Here is a 17762-nt window from a genome sequence, read left to right as displayed (position 1 = left end):
CAAACAACGAGCAAGTCTCATTTTCCCAAGAAACTTTCATGTTTGCTTTCATCGAATTCACGAATGCTTTTATTGGCGATTTTGACAATCCATAATGCAAACAAACACGTTACAACAATAATTACGATGCCAATCGTCAGTTCCATACAGCCTCCACCTCCTTTTCTGGGTAATTGTATGAGAAAACCTCTATCGGAGCCATTCGAAGAACGACTACCATGATGATTAGATATCCAAATTAACTCCGCTCGTCTTTTGTTCTAACATTTTTTTCACGATGGTGCCGATATGGGCCCCGCCTTCCAATGGAGAGGTTCCTCCGCGATGAATGTTGGAAATGACGGTCCGATCGCTCTCTACCGTGCCTTTACGCGGCTTGTAACAGATATAAGCACTAAGTGATTTCGATGAAACGAGGCCGGGCCTCTCTCCGATCAACAGCACAAGCACTTCCGGCTGCACAATATCTCCAATGTGATCCATAACGGCAACCCTGCCGCCGCGGACGAAAAACGGAGTACCTGTGGATAACCCGTAAGCACTTAGCGAATCTAGCAACGAAGGATAGACATCGCCCAAATTGGCATCTACCGCATTAGCGCTTAGTCCATCCGAAACGACAATCTGCACCTGTGGCTTTAATCTGCACTTTTTCTGAATCTCAGCGATACCTTCATCAGTGACGATACGTCCCATATCAGGACGTTTCAAATAGTTTTCCGTATTCTCATATCGAGTTTCCACGGTAAACAAATCGAAAGCGTCCAGCAGTTCCTGACTCGCTTCCCCATAAATGGAATCAACTGCAGCGGCATGATCTCGGCGAAATTTAAGCACCTCTTTGGTCAGTGCCCTCGTACCGGTACGCCATACGCCAATGCGTGACGGAGTACTGGCAAGCAGCTCATTCATCCCTGCCTCCCATTTGGGATTGGGTACTTTAGAAGTCGATATGTCCCATTCGGAGGTGACGTTTACTTCTGACATCATGGACATGGGGGTAGCTAACGGCTGCCGCTCCAAATTAGCAATAGTTAGGTTATTGACATGAGGGGTCGCCGGATGATCAACCGTCGTTGCTGCGGACAGCTTCTTTTCAAGCTCCGCCATCACCCTATCCACAAGCTGATCCATGGGGACCGCATTGTTCATGTATGCTCCTCCTAAAAGTTTTGCTGCAGCAAAAACTCGTTTCGTAAAAATCATGTAAGTTACATAAAAAGGGTCGGATCTCCCGCCAGCGCCGTTAATCGACCGTTTTCCATGAGTCCCATGTTTACCAACCATTGTTCAAATGCAGGAGCTGGGCGCAATTTCATCAGCTCCCTCAAAGTGGCTATATCGTGATAGCTGGTGGATTGATAATTGAGCATGCAATCATCTGCCATGGCCACTCCGATCAGGTAATTGACCCCCGCCGCGGAAAGCAATACCGCCAAATTGTCCATATCATTCTGATCCGCCTTCATGTGGTTGGTGTAGCAGACATCCACACCCATCGGCAATTGTTGGAGCTTGCCCATGAAATGATCTTCTAAACCGGCCCGAATGACTTGCTTGCTGTCATACAAATACTCAGGCCCGATGAAGCCCACAACCGTGTTGACAATAAACGGCTTATACTTGCGGGCAAGGCCATAACAGCGAGATTCGAGCGTGACCTGATCGATACCGTGATGCGCCTCGGCCGATAATTCAGAGCCTTGGCCCGTTTCAAAATACCACAAATTCGGCCCAGTCCCTGTGCCTTCCCTGGTGATAAGCTCATCTGCTTCGTTCAGCAGAGCGACATCGATGCCAAATGCTTTATTGCCGACTTCCGTGCCTGCCAAGCTTTGAAACACCATATCCGCTGGAGCTCCTTGGCGAATAGCGCGCATTTGGGTTTTGATATGGGCCAAGACACAATTCTGCGTCGGAATTTGCCATCTCTCCATGACTTCCTTCGTGACCTGCAAAATATTCTTAACACTATCCGCTGAATCAATTACCGGGTTAATGCCGATCACAGCATCACCAATCCCATAACTTAAAGCTTCAAATAAAGCGGCCTTGATTCCCTGAATATTGTCTGTAGGATGATTGGGTTGAGCCCGACCGGATAGCACGCCTTTTTGACCAATCGTAATGTTGCAATGCGATGTGACTTCCATTTTGGATGCCGCTTGCACAAGATCCAGATTGCTCATCAATTTGGCGGCAGCAGCAACCATCTCACTCGATAAGCCGCGGGAAACTCTGCGTATTTCATCATTCCCCGTTTCCTGCCGCAGCAGATATTCCCGCAGATCCGCCACCGTCCAATTGCGAACCTCGGCGTAGATTTTCTCATTCATGCCTTCCTCGATCACCCTCGACACTTCATCAGTTTCCGGCGGCAGCAAGGGATGATTGCGGATATCAGCCATGGTCAAATCAGATAGCACCAGCTTGGCGGCGATTCGCTCCTTCGCATCCTGAGCGGAAATACCCGCCAGCTGATCGCCTGATTTCTCCTCGTTGGCCTTCGCCATGACTTCTTTTAAATGCTTAAACTGAAAGGTTGTACCCAGCAGCGTAGTTTTCAGATTCACGGACTTATCTCCTCCGCTCTGTTATGAAAGGCCAACGTCTTCACCACAACGGGAATCATGATTCCCGATATCAGCTCACCTAAATCCACATAATCCCCATGCTCCACACTAATTTGGTCAATGCAGATGACCTTCGGACGTTGTCCGCAGCGTCTTGCCAGAGATTGGCCGAGCGCCTTCGCAATATCTGCTTCACAGATAATCACCATGACTTCGCTCGCAGAATGATGGTGGATGAAGCTTGCATGCAGTTGGTCAGCTAAGTATTGAAGCGATGGATATGTAAGGTCATTCATCCCTGATAAAGCCAGCCCAAATGGAGGTGACTGGTCTTGATCAAAGAGTCTTGCACCGCTTTCCATGATTGCATCCAGTACTTCCGCAAGCGGCCCAGTAGGTTCAAGCATCTGCGGCGTTACATTAAGCCCTAGCACTGGCAGATTACGTATCGGCAGCAGCGAAGCATCCAAATGAACGGTAGCCCCGCTGATTGACGTATTTTGCATCCCTGCGCCGATCACGGTCGCTCGGACCGTCTGATCAGCAGGCATGAGCCGAATCGGATAGTCAGCCGAGCATTCTTTCCAAGTGTGCGCCAGCAAAGGACCCATATCCTGATACACCGTCGTATCCGCCAAGCTTTGCGGTTTTTTCTCCGCCATTAACTGGCCAATGCCACCGGATATCATCCACTCTTCGATGGGAGGTATGGAAGGAAGCGGTTGGCCGTTCAGTAAGGAATGCAGCAGTGTGTACCCGTCTGGAGTCGTACGCCCAGCTAAGTAATCCATCATGCAGCGGCACATGCCTATGCAGATCTCCTTGATGGAAGCAAAACTAAGCATATCGCCAACGTTAATGTCATATCCGCTTGTCTTCAGCCACGGACGGATCGACGGGGATACGTCCAAAACAGTTCCTGACGCATTCATCCGGATGAGCCTTCCACCAACGTGAAAAGTGACCGTCCCCATCAGCTTGCCTCTCTGAAAAATAGCCGCATTAGCCGTGCCCCCGCCAATATCGATATTGACGACTGCCCCTCGAATCAGCATGGAGCGGCGTTCCGCTCCGGCTCCTTTACCGGCAAGCAGTCCTTCCAGATCAGCCCCTGCCGTTGCTACAACGAAATCACCCGAACGCTCGGCGAGCAGATGCAAGATTTGTCTCGCATTTGTTTTATTCGCTGTTTCTCCGGTAATGATCACGGCCCCAGATTTCAATTCTGCTGGACGGATTCCTGCCTGCTCGTATTCTTGGGTCACGATTTCCCAGATTCGCTCCGCATGAACTTCATCGCTGTTCTTCAGCGGAGTGCTGTAAATCGGACTTGCGTATAGTAATTCCCGCTCTGCGATCTCAAATCGAGGCAAGCTGAGAACGCCAGACGAACGAACTAATTTCAACCGGCTTACCACCAGTTTGGTCGTACTCGTCCCGATATCTAGGCCTACACTTGTGATCCATTGGTTCTGCATTTGTCTGTTCACCTGTCCTAATGATGGACAATCTCCATGAGTCTCTCCTTCAGCCGTTGAATTCCCTCTGTAGACTCAGCTGAGGTCAAGAAGATTTCGCCGTCCGGCAGAGACTGCCTAAGAAAAAGAATAGCACGATCAATATCTGCGTTCGCATGATCGATTTTGGTCACGGCTCCCATCGTTTGCACAGGAAAGCCCTGTTCAAACCCCGGAGGAAAATAGCTTCTGTTCCGAGTAGCATCCTGTACAAGTAAAACCGCGGCGGTTTCATGTGATGTCGCTATGAGCGAACGATAATACAAAGGATTCTCGCTATATTCACCTGGGGTATCGATCACCCAATCCCGGTATAGGAGACTTTGCGTTTTGGTCGCAGGCTCCGTTTCTCCAAACAAGGCCTTAATTAACGTTGATTTGCCAGCACCGACTGCACCGATAATCATTACTTTTTTCATAAACTTATGACCGTGTAATAGGTGCAGTCGCAAATTTCAGCTTATCCTGCAAAAAAGCATTCACAGCCTCAATCGCCATCTCAACAGCTGCAACTTCCCCCGTGAGCACGAGCGAGCCGGTGAACCGATCCAGATAACCAATCCCCACATTGGCAGCTTTAGTCGCTATATCCGCAGCAATAATCGCGGTTTCTGTCGGGGTAAGCGTTAAGATGCCGATGGCATTCTGATCTTCTATACCCAACTTTGTATACAAAACTGGATCGGGATTGGCAATTACGTGAGCCAGAGTCAGTTGTTTGCCAGGCACATATTCCTGAATCACTCTTTGTTTCTGCTCTTCCATACATTCCCCTCAGTTTCTTTAGATACCTCATAGCTATCTACAATGCCTACGATCATCGCATCGATCGGTACCATTTTATCCGTGAACAAGGTTCGCGCCGGACTCCCTCTGGATACAATCACGTTCTCACCAACACCGGCTCCAATGCGATCTGCCGCAATGATCGGAGTGCCAGCTTCGCTGTCCTTGAAATCCATCGGCTGGATGACCAACAATTTCAAATTGTCCATACCGACTTCTTTTGCGTTGCCCAAACACTGCCCATAACTCTTCCTAAGAACATAGGACCTCACCCTTCAGACACATAGTCGATTGTGATCCCTTTTTCCTTCAGCATGTCTTTGGCCAGGGAAGAAATAATTGTTTTTTTGCCCACTTGCAGGTAAGAAGTTGTGGTCTTGATTTCCCGCGTCACCCAATCCGCAGAGATGAGCCTTCCTTTGTAGATAATAGGCTTTTCATCCTCAGCGTGCTCGTCTGTTTTCACTGATTTGTCCGCTTTAGCGAGACGAGTATCTGATTGAATGTTATTCACCGCCATCTCCGCTAACTGCTTCGTCGGTCCAAATTGAACGCCATACATTTGCAACTCCATTTTGTAATAATCAAAAAGATTTACATAAGGCTTTGGCAGCGTTAACGTCTTGAGCGTCCGTCTGTCGGCCCGTTTTAACCCTGAACTATCATCGCCAATCAGTACGAATTTATGCTGAACTAAAGTGGAAAAGATGATTTCCGATATGATCGTCCCTTTCATGCCAAGAGCTGCGCGTGCCGCATTATCAAGATCTATTTCTGGAATCACGATGCCCTCATATTCGAGCGGCACCTCTAGAGGCGACGGGGCGAATTCATCGGATGCAATCGTCTTTCCACGACCAGCGCATTCAATCAAGTGCATCCCCAGCCAAGAAGACGCTTCACCATCCAAGAACAAAATGTCATGATCAATGTGGTGATTATTTAACCATATAAAATGATCGGTAAAAGCTTCATGAGCCTTACTATCGTAAAATATGTAAAGCACCTTAGGCTGCTTAATCTTTTGATTCTTCATAGAATCAAAGAGCTCCCGAACAATAGATTCGACCATTTGCTTGATTTCCACCAAGAGCTACCTCCTTTCGGCACTCGTGATTTCACCGTTTTTGCCGATCACTTGAACCTTGTCTCCCGTGCTCAGATGGGCTGCGTTCGCTTCATCCATATCGATATGAAAGTCCAGCGAAAAATGCGTATTAACCCGTACAATTGTTTCAGCAAAAATGACCGGTCGATCGCCTATTGTTTGAACAAGGAGACGGTCTCCTTGACCCACATGGAAGGCCTGGGCCTCTTCAGGAGACATGTGCACATGGTTTTTGGCAATGATCAGTCCTTCCTTCAAAACGACCGTTCCTCTTGTTCCTACGATAGCAACTCCGGGTGAGCCTTGAATATCGCCGGATAAACGGACAGGAGGGTGAAGACCCAACGCATATCCGTCTGTACGTGAAATCTCCACTTGGGACGCCCCACGCGAAGGTCCCAGAATCCGCACATGTTGGATGATACTTTTCGGACCAATCAGTGTCACGGTTTCCTGCGCAGCGAACTGACCCTTTTGAGACAGCTCGCGCAGTGGAGTTAGCGCGTAACCACTGCCGAACAACACTTCGATATGCTCGCGTGAAAGATGAACATGTCGATTCGATACACCAACCGGAATGAGCATCCGTCCCGAATTCAGGCTTTCGGGGAGGATTTTGGGCTCCTTCGACGTGACACGGCGCACCACTTGGATTCCCCGATCTTTTAAGAAATCAACGGCTGCCGGCGTCAACTTATCCCTATCCGTTACTGGAAACGGATTCGGCAGCCCTTTAACCAGCTGCGTACGCAGATGCGTTTCCGTAATAAGCGCCATAGACGTGTTTATCCTTCAAGCTTAGGAAGAATGAATTCAATATCTGAATGCGGACGAGGAATGACGTGAACGGATACGAGTTCTCCCACCTTTTCCGCAGCTGCAGCTCCCGCATCCGTAGCCGCCTTCACAGCTCCAACATCTCCTCTCACCATGACAGTAACCAGACCTCCACCAACATGAACTTTACCGACCAACCTGACATTGGCCGCCTTGACCATCGCATCTGCTGCTTCAATTGAACCGACAAGTCCCTTAGTTTCCACTAAACCTAACGCTGCCATTTCTCCCGCCATTTGTAATTCCTCCTCAGATTAGGTATTCACATGCATCTCCGCAAGCACGCTTTTTATGATTTGGGCAACTTCATCACGTGTAATACCAAGTTTATGAGAGACTTTCAAGTTTTCCGCCACTTGCGTCACGATTTGGTCCACATCGGGTTCTGTTCTCATCTCTTTCGTTCCAAAAGCAACCCGCTTGATGTTTAGCAAATGCTGGGGGCCAATGTTGTCGGATGTGATGTTGTTGCCATATGAGCCGCAGCCCAGCGTCATCGATGGCATAATTCCCGTCGTAGCACCGATCCCCCCGAACGTTGTGCCCGTATTCACCACGATGCGCGATGCCGGTTTCTCCAGCCCGAACGCCTCAATGATCGACAAGTCCTCTCCATGTAGGCCAAGTGTATGTCCAAGTCCACCAAGCTCCAATAGCTGTATGCAGCGTAAGCAGCCTTCCTGCCAGTCACTCACGGTATACAATGCAAGCACAGGACTGAGTTTCTCCATCGAAAATGGATACTCATGTCCGACCTCCGACTCTTCCGCGACTAGTACCCTTGCATCCTCTGGAACGGTTATGCCCGCTTTGCTCGCAATCACCTGCGGTGAACGGCCAACAATATTGGGATTCATCCCTTTTCCTATGGTGAGGATCGCGCCAACTTTTTGTTTTTCCTCAGCATTTAGAAAATAAGCTCCTTGCCGCTTCAATTCAGCGACAAGCTCCTCTTTAACCGCTTGATCGACGACAATTGCTTGCTCAGAAGCGCAAATCGTACCGTAGTCAAACGTTTTACTTTGTAGAATCAAGCTCACAGCTCGGCTGATATTCGCGCTCTCGTGTATATAAACCGGAACATTGCCAGGCCCCACACCGTATGCGGGCTTGCCTGAGCTGTAGGCGGCCTTGACCATTGCGGTTCCACCGGTTGCCAAAATGATGTCGGTCAGCTTATGCCTCATCAACTCACCGCTCGCCTCAACAGACGGATGCGATATACAGTGAATTAATCCTTGCGGGGCTCCCGCCTTCTCTGCTGCAGCACGCATGACGGCTGCCGATTCCTGCGAACATCGCAGTGCCGATGGGTGCGGACTGATCACGATGGCATTTCTTGATTTAAGTGAGATCATGCATTTAAACAAGACCGTCGAGGTCGGGTTTGTCGAAGGAATAATGGCAGCAACAATCCCAACAGGTTGAGCGATTTCCCAAATTTGCTTCGCCTCATCTTTGCGAATGATGCCAACCGTTTGTATGTCCTTGATTGCCGCATAGACGTCCCTCGCAACGAAGAGGTTTTTGGCCTTTTTATCGAGGGCTTTTCCGAAGCCAGTCTCCTCAACAGCCATGATACCGAGCCGTTCTGCCTCTGACTCCGCAGCCTTGGCCATAGCCTCTACAATGGTGTCAATTTGCGATTGTGTCATTTTTTCCAGTTGTTTTTGAGCCGCCTTGGCCTCTTGAAGGAAATGACGGACTTCCTGAATCGCTTGTAAATCACTATCCAGTCTCATGTCACGGAATCTCCTCCTTGAGCATCCATCTCGGTGAAAAGTCTCACCAATTCGACTTTACTGACCAATTGGATATCCCTGCCGGCTATTGGGAATTGGGGAGTATTGTGCGCAAGCTCTCTGAGCTGTACCACACTCATCTTGCTCCAATCCGTTGTAAGCCTTTCCGGCAGCGCTTGTCCCTTATTCGGCTCCTCCTTTGACGAAGCTTTCGGTTGGTTGCTCAGCCACGCTTCCTGAATCATTGCATGTACAGAAGGATCCGGACGTGGAATAACATGTGTGGATAACAGCTTACCTACCCGCTTCGCTTCGGCCGCACCTGCATCCACAGCCGCTTTGACTGCTGCTACATCTCCCAAGATATAGATCGTAACGATGCCTGCATCTACTTTCTCATAGGTTTTCACCTTCACGTCTGCGGTTTTTGCTGCGGCGTCCGCAGCCGCAATCAAGGCAGGAAGACCATACGTTTCGATCATGCCTAGAGACATCAGCTTTTCATTCATAGGAAACACCCGCTTCTTAACCTATTTTCTTTGGCTCTTGAGCAATACTCCTTACGGCTTCCGCGAACGCTTCTGCTGCTGCCGAACAGGCAGATTGACTGCCTGTCAATAATCCTCCGGCAAAGTTCGTCTCCGTCGGAGGCCCATAGAACTTGCACATTCGCACATCGGCTGCTTTGAGAGCAGCATCTAGTCCATAAATAGCTTCTAGTGGCGGAGCAATTAAATAGGCAAGTGGCTCTCCTTCTTGAATGTTCGCCAACGTGGATAGATAAGAACCTGATCTGGACACCACATGCGCATAATAAGCATGCGTTCCCTCGTCATTGAGGGAGTAAAAACAAGCTCCTGTCTCCATCACTTGAACAGCAGCATCAAGCCCGCTTTTCACTTCAGCAGGAGATGCTCCACCGATGATCCCAATAAACTCACCAGATAAAGGTCCAGAGGCATGTCCTGACCCCGCATAAAATGAACGGGCATACACCACATCTACCGCTGCATGTTTCGTCGCTTCATCAATAGCTGTATAGCCAACATCATCGATACTTGACGTTAACAAACCGAGGCTGCGAATGCCTGGCTTCAATTCCAACTGAAGCGCCAAACCGGCATCGACATGAGGGATAATCCTGATGGCGAGCGGAATGGCTCGAATCGGTTGTAGTTTCACTCCTTTCACCTCTTCACCCCGAATGATTAGAAACAAAAAGGTGCCTCGGTGCAGAGAACAATATGACGTTCTTAGACCTGAGGCACCTTTGCCTGCTGTATGCTTTTGTTTATGGATATGCGGGTTGTGAGACAAGTATTCCTACTATGTGGAGCTTAGAAAGTTAGTCGCAAGAAATGTGGCTGGTTTATCTGTAACAATACGTGTACATAATAGATATAATGGAATACAATAATAAATAACTATAACCCTTGCTATATAAGCATTTTTAAGTGTAAAGGAGTGATATACAATGACTTACACTTTTTCATCCGAACATTTTAAGTATGAAGAGGACCGATTGGTGTATCGGCCTAATGTTAACCCCTTCGACTACGATATTCAGCAACTTATTCTTGAAGCAGAAAGAAATATCGGTGCACTGGCCAGATTGGGACTCAAAAGTCATCCACTGAAACCAACCATCCTGCGTAATTCATTAGTTAGGACTGCACATTTCACAACCAAAATAGAACAAAACAAATTGGAATATAAAGAAGTCGAACAGCTTTATCAACACTACAAAAAAAATCCAATAACTATAAAACAGAAAGCACAACTTGAGGTAAGAAATGTTTTTGAAACTTATGAGCTCATCTATGATTTAGATCCGTATAGGGATTTTTCTGATATGGATGAACCTGTTTTGAAAAAAATACAACAAGTACTCATGAAAGATTTAACCGGGTATCCGGATGGGTATCGGCATATTCCTGTTGCTCTTCACGACGGTGACGGACACGTTAGTTATCAACCACCAGCCTTTAGTGAAGTTCCCTATTTAATGAGCGCATACTTTTCTTGGTTATATACTAGTGTAACGGGATGTTTAAATGCCTATGATTCTGAAGTTAAACATGAGAGAAAGATTCATCCGCTACTGATATCCGGCATTACCCATCATATAATAGGATACGTCCATCCATTTCCTGACGGTAACGGACGAACGGCTCGGGCATTTTCCACTTTGGTAGGATTCATTCATAACGATCTTTCTAAGATCAAAGATGCTTTTTGTGTTGAAGAATATTTCGACAAACGAATTGAAGATTATTACGATACTTTAATGCTAGCTACACAAGGTGATTTAAAACCTTTCCTTATTTTTTATCTAGAATGTGTGAATGCTTCTCTCACAAAAGTACTTAATGAGCTACAAAGATATGACAAAATCAAACATATTCGCGAGATACTTGGCAAAGGCCATGCGAAGACAATGTTTGAGCTTATAGCTAGAATGGAGGATGGTGAAATGTTCCACAGGCAGTTATTTGATGATACTTTAGACGCCTCTTCATCAAGTATTGCTAAAAATTTATCAAGGCTGAAAGATTTAGGGGTAATTAGACCTGGTGAAAATCGGGGAGAATATATGATCTCTATTGTCGATTGAGATTCTAATTTAGTATAAGACAAAAACAAGGGAGATACGTTTATAACACGTGTCTCCCTTGTTTTTTAAACAATTGCATTTACTTTAGATCATTAACTAATAGAGGGTAAGTTCTTTTATACCGCTATGTCAGCGATGATCTCTTCATCCAAAGTCAATTGGATCTGATCCCAAAAAACTCGCATCTGATATTGACTGAACAAATATTGCACGATGGTTTCAAACAGGTTTCCTTGCGTCAGTATTTGGCTGCGACCTCCGGCAAAAACTTCCGCTGAAAACCCTAAATCCTCGTCCCACATCAGCTCAACGTCAACCTCATCTGGCTTGAGACCTTTGCGTTCGGCCATATTCAAACAAATTGCATTCACGATTTCTTGTTCGGTTAAACGCATGCTTAGTACCTCGTCTGATCCTGATTAGACTTCCTTCTTTGTCTGAAGAAAGTTACAATCTTCATAATCACGACAATCAGGGCAACAACGGCAAGTACGTTCACTAATAGCCCAAGTATATTACCAAGTGCCCCCATCCCGCCAAATAAGCCTCCAAACAACAGACCTGCCATTCCACCGATTAACATCCCTTTCATTAAGCCGCCGCTGAAAAATCCGGGTTTAGTCGGTGTTGTCGCAGCGCCGGGCGTTTTTGCCGTTGAACTGCTAGGCTCATTTTTAGAAACGTTATTGGCAGGCGCCTTTTGTTGCTGTGTCGGTGTGTAGCTTTTGCGAGGCGCTTTGTAAGAAGACTTTGCTTCAACCAGCGTTGGCACGGTAAAGGACAACACCAACATACTTGCCATAATCAGCACTACTAATTTCTTAAACATTGTGTCATGACCTCCACGTATGGTTAATATGAAAGTTTTATCACTTTCGTCCTATTTTATACGTCTCAGCCTAGATTTGGTCTCAATGAAGCAGTAATTTTCGACATTTACAGGTAAAGTGCTTATCAGGCATTTATTTGATGGGACCTTGGATACTTTCCAATGGAAGTAAATGAATGGAGGAAATAACCATTTCACAAAGAAGATGTATTACTATAAATATTTTGTCTTTCGGGGGGAGCAGGAAACATGAATATTAAAAAAAGGCGTATTCTACTCAAACTTGTAATGCTACTTACACTAGCTCTAACTTATATGGTGATTTCTGGTACAACCATTCAGGCGGAAGAAGGTATGAACGGTTGGAAAGATATTGCTGTAGGCGGGTCATTCAGCTTAGGCATCAAACAGGACGGTACGGTTTGGGCTTGGGGGGAAAACAATCGCCTGGGTGTTCTCGGAAATGGCGAACAGGGTGAAGAAGCACTGAATACGAAGATTCCAACTAAAGTAAGTGGATTAGAAAACGTGAAAGCTATTGCAGGAGGTGCCTCGCGTGCACTTGCAATAAAAAATGATGGAACCGTTTGGACCTGGGGTAGTCAAAAAGCATTACCTGTTCAAATTCAAGGTCTTTCTCATATCGTACAAATCGCTGGTGATTGGACTCACAGTTTTGCCATTCAAGATGATGGAACCCTTTGGGAGTGTTCCAATACTCCAGTTCGGTTAGAGTTTAAAAACGTCGTTTCCGCATCATCAGGTTATGGTAATAATTTAATTGTACTCGAAAAAGATGGAAGCGTCTGGACTAGACGCTCGGGAAAATCTCTACAAATTAAAGAGTTAAGTGAAATAACGAAGATTGCTGCAGGAGGACTCGAATCATATGCGTTGAAAAAGGATGGCACCGTATGGGTGTTTGGTTCCAGCGGTCAAGGAGTTGTTGCCGATAAAGATACAGCAAATGCTGCGCCACCACGAAAAATAAAAGATATTCAAGATGTTATTGATATTCAAGCTACTGCAGGTGGCCCTCTTTTTCTGAAAAAAGATAGAACTGTATGGGCTAGTGGTGATAATCGCGGAGGCCAATTAGGGATAGGATCTTATGAAAATAGCGACGTACCCGTTCAAGTCAAAGGGGTTCAAAAAATCAATAAAATTGCTGCTCAAGGAACAGGATTTCGCTCTATGGCACTTCGTGAAGATGGAACACTATGGTCATGGGGCGGAGGATACAGTGGTGACGGAACTGAATGGTACAGAACTGTACCGGTTTGGATTAAAAGCAGTGATTCCGATTTCACACCTCCCAATGAATTAATTAGTATACAACTTGATGGATCTACACTTTCCTTTGCGCAGCAACCGGTTATAGTTAATGGAACTACTCTGGTCCCCTTGCGAAAAATATTTGAGTCTCTAGGTGTTACTGTATATTGGGACGAAAATACTTCAACCGTAACAGCTACTAAAGGAAAGCATACCATCATCCTAACTAATGGGAATCCCATAGCCAAGGTGAACGAACAATCCATTGAACTGGAGACTCCTCCTACTGTAATTAGTGGCAGTATACTTGTACCTGTTCGCTTTATCGGAGAATCCCTTGGAGCGAATGTTCAATGGAATCCACAAACCAGTACGGTTGAGATATCAACAAAATAACCTAAACCTGAGGGATGATTAAACTCATGACCGTGATAACGATGAATGGAAATCTCTTTGGAGCATTTCAGGTGATTGTATGATGCAAAAACCGTAGGAGCCGGATGACCAATGTGTAACGACCACCCAACATGGTGGAACAAAAAAGCTGCATGCCCACTCAACAGCAGGTATGTAGCTTTTTAACTTACTTCATGCTCCTTACTCTTGAACATGTCCATCATCATCGCTACCCAAAGTATCTGCTAACCCGACAATATCCTCCCTGGTCAAAGGGGTAATGAGCGCAAGTTCTTTCTCAAGCGCCTTTTCAATTTGCTCCCGAGCTTCCTGCTTTCGGCCGAGTTGCTCCAGCGTTAATGCATAATAATAATAGGAATCAGCGTGCTTGGGCGTTTTTGCCATCACCTTGGAGTACATCTCATCTGCCTCATGGAGTCTGCCGAGCAAATAATAGTTTTGCGCAAGATTGTCCATAATCGTCAGATCGCTGTCATTAAAGGCATAGGCTTCGAGATTATACACAAGAGCTGCTTCCAGGTCGCCGCGCAGTATTTGAAAATAACCAAAATTCCCATAAACCAGCGTGTTCTTAACCTCCTGTGATATCTCCTCCAAAATGCTATAAGCCTCGTCCCGTTTGTTCTGTAACCAGTAAACCGTTGCCAAATTGAGCTTTGCCTGCATGAGCATGTCTTTAGCTTTTGTTTTATGAAGAACCTCATCGATCACGTTCTCAGCCTTGCTAAGGTCCCCTGTTTTCATCAACAAATAGCCATAGCCGATCTGATGTTTCGGCAGCATGGCTTTGGAACGATAAGCTTTTTCCATCAACATCAATGCTTGGTCGCGATCACCCTTCATATAGGCCACATTCCCTCTCTGCGCATACAAGGCAGAACGGTTTGTATAAACAAAGTAACCTACCATCACTACTATGATAGCCGTTCCTAACAGCCAGTTCATCTTAAAACCGATCAAAATAACCGCAAGTACAAGGATGTTTTTAAGTAAGCTTTTTAAAATTGGCGGCATGAATTCAACTCTCCTCTGCAAGACTCTTAAGTTACATATATTGTATCAAAAAATCCGAGCCTTAACATGGCGGCACTTTATTATAAAAATAAAAAGCTTCCATCCTCACTGCACTCTACCAATAATCACCAAACACCTAGGAGCTTTAACAAAAAAACAATAAATGAATTTATTGGGAATAGAGGAAACATCTTCATTAGGTCGAACTATAATAGAAGTTATATTTTATATTACAGATCAATGGAGGATGCTTCGTCATGCAATTACGTCAGGCTATAAGCAAGACAACTCTTGCTTGGTTAATCATGTTATCTTTATTTTTCAGTGGATTACATACAACCATTCCACACGCTCATGCGGACACAGCAGCAGTCACTACAGATAAAAATCTGCCAGTTAAATCTCTGGCCTTCTCACAGGGTATTAGCGATTGGCTAGCTGATTGGGATGCAGGGTATATGTATGCCGTATCCAGCAGCACAAACAAGCTTTATTTTATTCGTGCAGCAGACTTATCTATTCAAAAGGAAATTGTGGTCGGCTCACAGCCTGTAAGCATTGCACGCAACGGGAATACACTATTTGTTGCTCTATCAGGTGCGACTCTTATTCAGCCTGTAGACCTTATTTCGCAAACATTATTAACCCCCATCGCGATCAACGTGCATCCCATATCAGTCGCTGCAACATCCGATTACTTATTTTACGGCACTTCCAATTGGGAGAGTTATGCATATAATCGAAGCAATGGTACCAATGTAAAAATAAATACAAGTCAATTTGGTGCTGTCTTTGCAGCAGATGAATCTAAGCATATCCTTTACGTTGGTGAAACTGGCACTTCTGGTTCCAAGCTTTCTGCATTCAACTATTTGACCAACACACTTGTAAGCTCAAGCAACTATAATGGTGGCTACGGGTTTGCTTACCCTAATAGTAAATTGTTCTTTGACGGTAATAACGTGTTTTTCGGTGGTTCCAAATTAAATGCAGGTGACCTCACAGAAATTAATGGTGCCTACAAACGCTACGGTGGTTATAGCTATCTAATTTCTAAAATACTGGATGTTAACGGAAACTATGTTTTAACAAGCCAATCTGTTTTTAATAAAGAAACCGGTGTAAAACTGGCAGATCTTCCGTATGAAATAAGTAGTGGACTTCTAGGTAGTAGTGGAACTGTTTATGTGTACGATAGCTCATACAGCCATAATTCTATCGAAGCGTTCCAACTTGACCTCTCACACTCCTACGCCATGCAATCAAGCTCTTACGGAAGTTACGTCAAAATGAGTGATCCTATATCCTCCTGGACGACAGACGATTCCTCCCCCTATTTATATGTCGTATCGAAAGCTACCAACGAACTGCTTGTCATCCGCAAAAGCGATATGTCTATTGTGAAGCAACAGGTAGTTGGTGCTAATCCAACTGATATTAAACTACAAAATGACAAGTTGTTTATAGCACTTAAAGGAGAGACCCATATTGTAGTAGCTGACACGATATATGAAACCGGAGGGGCGACACAAATCGTCCGCTATTCTCTTGGTTCCAACCCCGATTTTGTATACCCGGCAAATAATCTGATTTACTATTGGAGTCAAGATTCTGTAGGCGAAATGAGAGTGTATGATTCAGTATATGGAACGAACCGCTCCTTGGCGGACAAGTCACTACCAATGAAATTCAATTCAGGTGGAGCTTTCTATGATACGGTCACGAGCGCCATATATGGAGTAGGGAATGTTTATTACTCTAACAGCATATTTAAAATTACTCCTACCACACCACTTACAGGTGAAGCAATTTTCCCTCTAAACTCTTTAGAATATAGCGGGAAATTATTGAAAGATGAAAACGAGTTTTTTTATGGAAATAAACGATACAGTGTTACGGGAGTCGTGTATGGCACTTATCCCGATTCTGTTCTTTATGCTAAAGGTTCTCTCGTATTTGGTCAAAAAGCGATTTATGATCGAAATACATTCCTAAAACTTGAAGACTTACCTTTTCCAATTACTGGTGCATTCGTTGGGGGGGATGGCCAGATTTTCTTATCAACCAAATTAGGAATTTACAGATTCTCGAGTTTGTCAGATATCAATTCATTCATTCACACACAATTACTTCCAAAAAAACCGTTTCTTTGGGATGACGACACACAAGAAAACCGAATCAGTGGTCATATATATATGAAACCTGCTGGAGATAAGGACAGCATTTCAAGGTATCAAATTAATTTTCTGGATTTAAACCAAAAGCCTGTGGGATACATGAACATTATGAATGTGACAACTCTAGCCGACGGAACCCTAGATTTTAAATTAAATAATAACTCTGTACCTGAAGAGGCTGTTTCTTTAGGAGTCTTTTCTTATGTAAAGGTGGATGACTCTGAATCTATTATTAATACACCTGTTGTTTTCCCGCTATGGGACACTCCAACTTATTTGCCAAATCAAGTTACTCTGACTGCAGATAAGGATGTTTCTGGTGAATTCAAGGGCACACTCCAGTGGAAGCCCGCTAAAAAAGAAACAGCCGGAACCATATACCGGGTTTATTATATTAATGATGACAGCACTTTCGGTACACCCTTGGTTGAAGTTGCAGTAGGAAAGGCTGCTTATTCACTTCAATTAGATTTGAAGCAAGTACCCAATTCTGCATATGGTATAGCTATTGTTGTCGAAACGCCTGACGGGAGACAAGCAAATTATATATACCCTAAATTTTTCTCGAGATATACAACGCCTAATCCAGCGACCGAATCGATTACACTCGTCAAAAATGCCACATCAAACGATACAGTCACAGTAAACGGTTTACAGGCGGGCGACCGAATTCGCGTATACAATGCTAACCTCTCGTTGATCGGTCAGGCCATTGCAGGAACAGGAGCAAACTCTGTCACTGTTTCTATTATTAATTTCGGTCTTCCTGGAGAAACGCTCTATGTCACCAAACAAAATATCGGTAAGACAGAGAGTACTCCTACCCAAGTCATTGTACCACCAATCAAAGCCGGTGGCGGCGGTAGCCGTGAA

Annotated in this window: 18 protein-coding genes and 1 pseudogene; 3 read left to right on the top strand and 16 right to left on the bottom strand. The window is 45.3% G+C overall.

Going from position 1 to position 17762, the window contains the following annotated elements:
• Nucleotides 1–17 precede the first annotated feature (17 nt).
• The 13 genes and pseudogenes from FU659_RS37610 to eutL form a co-directional block, all read right to left on the bottom strand.
• A complete protein-coding gene (locus FU659_RS37610) occupies nt 18–146 on the bottom strand; it encodes a hypothetical protein (protein ID WP_261808035.1) in 129 nt (42 codons plus the stop codon).
• A 79-nt stretch (nt 147–225) separates the two neighbouring features.
• Entirely contained in the window at nt 226–1152 is a 927-nt protein-coding gene (gene eutC / locus FU659_RS24910) for an ethanolamine ammonia-lyase subunit EutC (protein WP_147950032.1), read from the bottom strand.
• A 59-nt stretch (nt 1153–1211) separates the two neighbouring features.
• A complete protein-coding gene (locus FU659_RS24905; protein WP_147950031.1) occupies nt 1212–2573 on the bottom strand; it encodes an ethanolamine ammonia-lyase subunit EutB in 1362 nt (453 codons plus the stop codon).
• A complete protein-coding gene (locus FU659_RS24900) occupies nt 2570–4051 on the bottom strand; it encodes an ethanolamine ammonia-lyase reactivating factor EutA (RefSeq protein WP_147950030.1) in 1482 nt (493 codons plus the stop codon). Before FU659_RS24900 ends, FU659_RS24905 begins: the two co-directional genes overlap by 4 nt.
• Nucleotides 4052–4068: 17 nt before the next feature.
• Nucleotides 4069–4509: a EutP/PduV family microcompartment system protein gene (locus tag FU659_RS24895; protein ID WP_147950029.1), complete on the bottom strand. Its 441-nt coding sequence runs from the start codon at nt 4507–4509 to the stop codon at nt 4069–4071.
• Nucleotides 4510–4513: 4 nt separating this feature from the next.
• Nucleotides 4514–4855 carry a BMC domain-containing protein gene (locus FU659_RS24890; RefSeq protein ID WP_147950028.1) on the bottom strand — a complete coding sequence of 114 codons (342 nt, stop codon included), beginning with the start codon at nt 4853–4855 and terminating at the stop codon, nt 4514–4516.
• Nucleotides 4831–5138: pseudogene (locus tag FU659_RS24885) on the bottom strand (EutN/CcmL family microcompartment protein). The gene FU659_RS24890 and the pseudogene FU659_RS24885 overlap by 25 nt, the downstream one beginning before the upstream one ends.
• 6 nt (nt 5139–5144) lie before the next feature.
• Entirely contained in the window at nt 5145–5963 is an 819-nt protein-coding gene (locus FU659_RS24880; protein WP_147950027.1) for a hypothetical protein, read from the bottom strand.
• A 6-nt stretch (nt 5964–5969) separates the two neighbouring features.
• Nucleotides 5970–6761 carry a phosphate propanoyltransferase gene (gene pduL, locus FU659_RS24875; RefSeq protein WP_147950026.1) on the bottom strand — a complete coding sequence of 264 codons (792 nt, stop codon included), beginning with the start codon at nt 6759–6761 and terminating at the stop codon, nt 5970–5972.
• Nucleotides 6762–6769: 8 nt separating this feature from the next.
• Nucleotides 6770–7057: a BMC domain-containing protein gene (locus FU659_RS24870; RefSeq protein ID WP_047676490.1), complete on the bottom strand. Its 288-nt coding sequence runs from the start codon at nt 7055–7057 to the stop codon at nt 6770–6772.
• An 18-nt stretch (nt 7058–7075) separates the two neighbouring features.
• On the bottom strand, nt 7076–8563 hold the full coding sequence (locus FU659_RS24865) for an acetaldehyde dehydrogenase (acetylating) (protein ID WP_147950025.1): 1488 nt from the start codon (nt 8561–8563) through the stop codon (nt 7076–7078).
• The gene (locus FU659_RS38400) at nt 8560–9072 is read right to left on the bottom strand and encodes a BMC domain-containing protein (RefSeq protein ID WP_147950024.1); all 513 of its coding nucleotides are present in this window, start codon (nt 9070–9072) and stop codon (nt 8560–8562) included. The genes FU659_RS24865 and FU659_RS38400 overlap by 4 nt, the downstream gene beginning before the upstream one ends.
• Nucleotides 9073–9088: 16 nt before the next feature.
• Entirely contained in the window at nt 9089–9745 is a 657-nt protein-coding gene (gene eutL / locus FU659_RS24855; protein ID WP_147950023.1) for an ethanolamine utilization microcompartment protein EutL, read from the bottom strand.
• Nucleotides 9746–10037: 292 nt separating this feature from the next.
• On the opposite strand from eutL, the gene FU659_RS24850 reads away from it, so the two are divergent.
• The gene (locus FU659_RS24850) at nt 10038–11177 is read left to right on the top strand and encodes a Fic family protein (RefSeq protein ID WP_147950022.1); all 1140 of its coding nucleotides are present in this window, start codon (nt 10038–10040) and stop codon (nt 11175–11177) included.
• A 116-nt stretch (nt 11178–11293) separates the two neighbouring features.
• On the opposite strand, the gene FU659_RS24845 is transcribed toward FU659_RS24850, so the two are convergent.
• Together FU659_RS24845 and FU659_RS24840 are read right to left on the bottom strand one after the other, a co-directional pair.
• Nucleotides 11294–11572 carry a DUF2653 family protein gene (locus tag FU659_RS24845; protein ID WP_147950021.1) on the bottom strand — a complete coding sequence of 93 codons (279 nt, stop codon included), beginning with the start codon at nt 11570–11572 and terminating at the stop codon, nt 11294–11296.
• A 2-nt stretch (nt 11573–11574) separates the two neighbouring features.
• Nucleotides 11575–12006 (bottom strand): hypothetical protein, encoded by a 432-nt coding sequence (locus FU659_RS24840; protein ID WP_147950020.1) that lies wholly within the window; start codon nt 12004–12006, stop codon nt 11575–11577.
• Between the two features lie 249 nt (nt 12007–12255).
• Here FU659_RS24840 and FU659_RS24835 point away from each other — a divergent pair, with 249 nt between their 5' ends.
• Nucleotides 12256–13677 carry a stalk domain-containing protein gene (locus FU659_RS24835; protein WP_147950019.1) on the top strand — a complete coding sequence of 474 codons (1422 nt, stop codon included), beginning with the start codon at nt 12256–12258 and terminating at the stop codon, nt 13675–13677.
• Between the two features lie 201 nt (nt 13678–13878).
• Here the strand turns inward: FU659_RS24835 and FU659_RS24825 are convergent, their stop codons facing one another.
• A complete protein-coding gene (locus FU659_RS24825) occupies nt 13879–14712 on the bottom strand; it encodes a tetratricopeptide repeat protein (protein ID WP_147950018.1) in 834 nt (277 codons plus the stop codon).
• A gap of 257 nt (nt 14713–14969) precedes the next feature.
• Between FU659_RS24825 and FU659_RS24820 the strand changes: the two genes are divergently transcribed.
• On the top strand, nt 14970–17762 hold a 2793-nt coding region (locus tag FU659_RS24820), incomplete at its 3' end, for a YncE family protein (protein WP_222708634.1).

Source organism: Paenibacillus sp. N3.4, assembly GCF_008017805.1.
GTDB lineage: Bacteria > Bacillota > Bacilli > Paenibacillales > NBRC-103111 > Paenibacillus_E.
The sequence above is the reverse complement of the archived record's forward strand: the minus strand, read 5'-3'. Positions and strand labels throughout refer to the sequence as shown.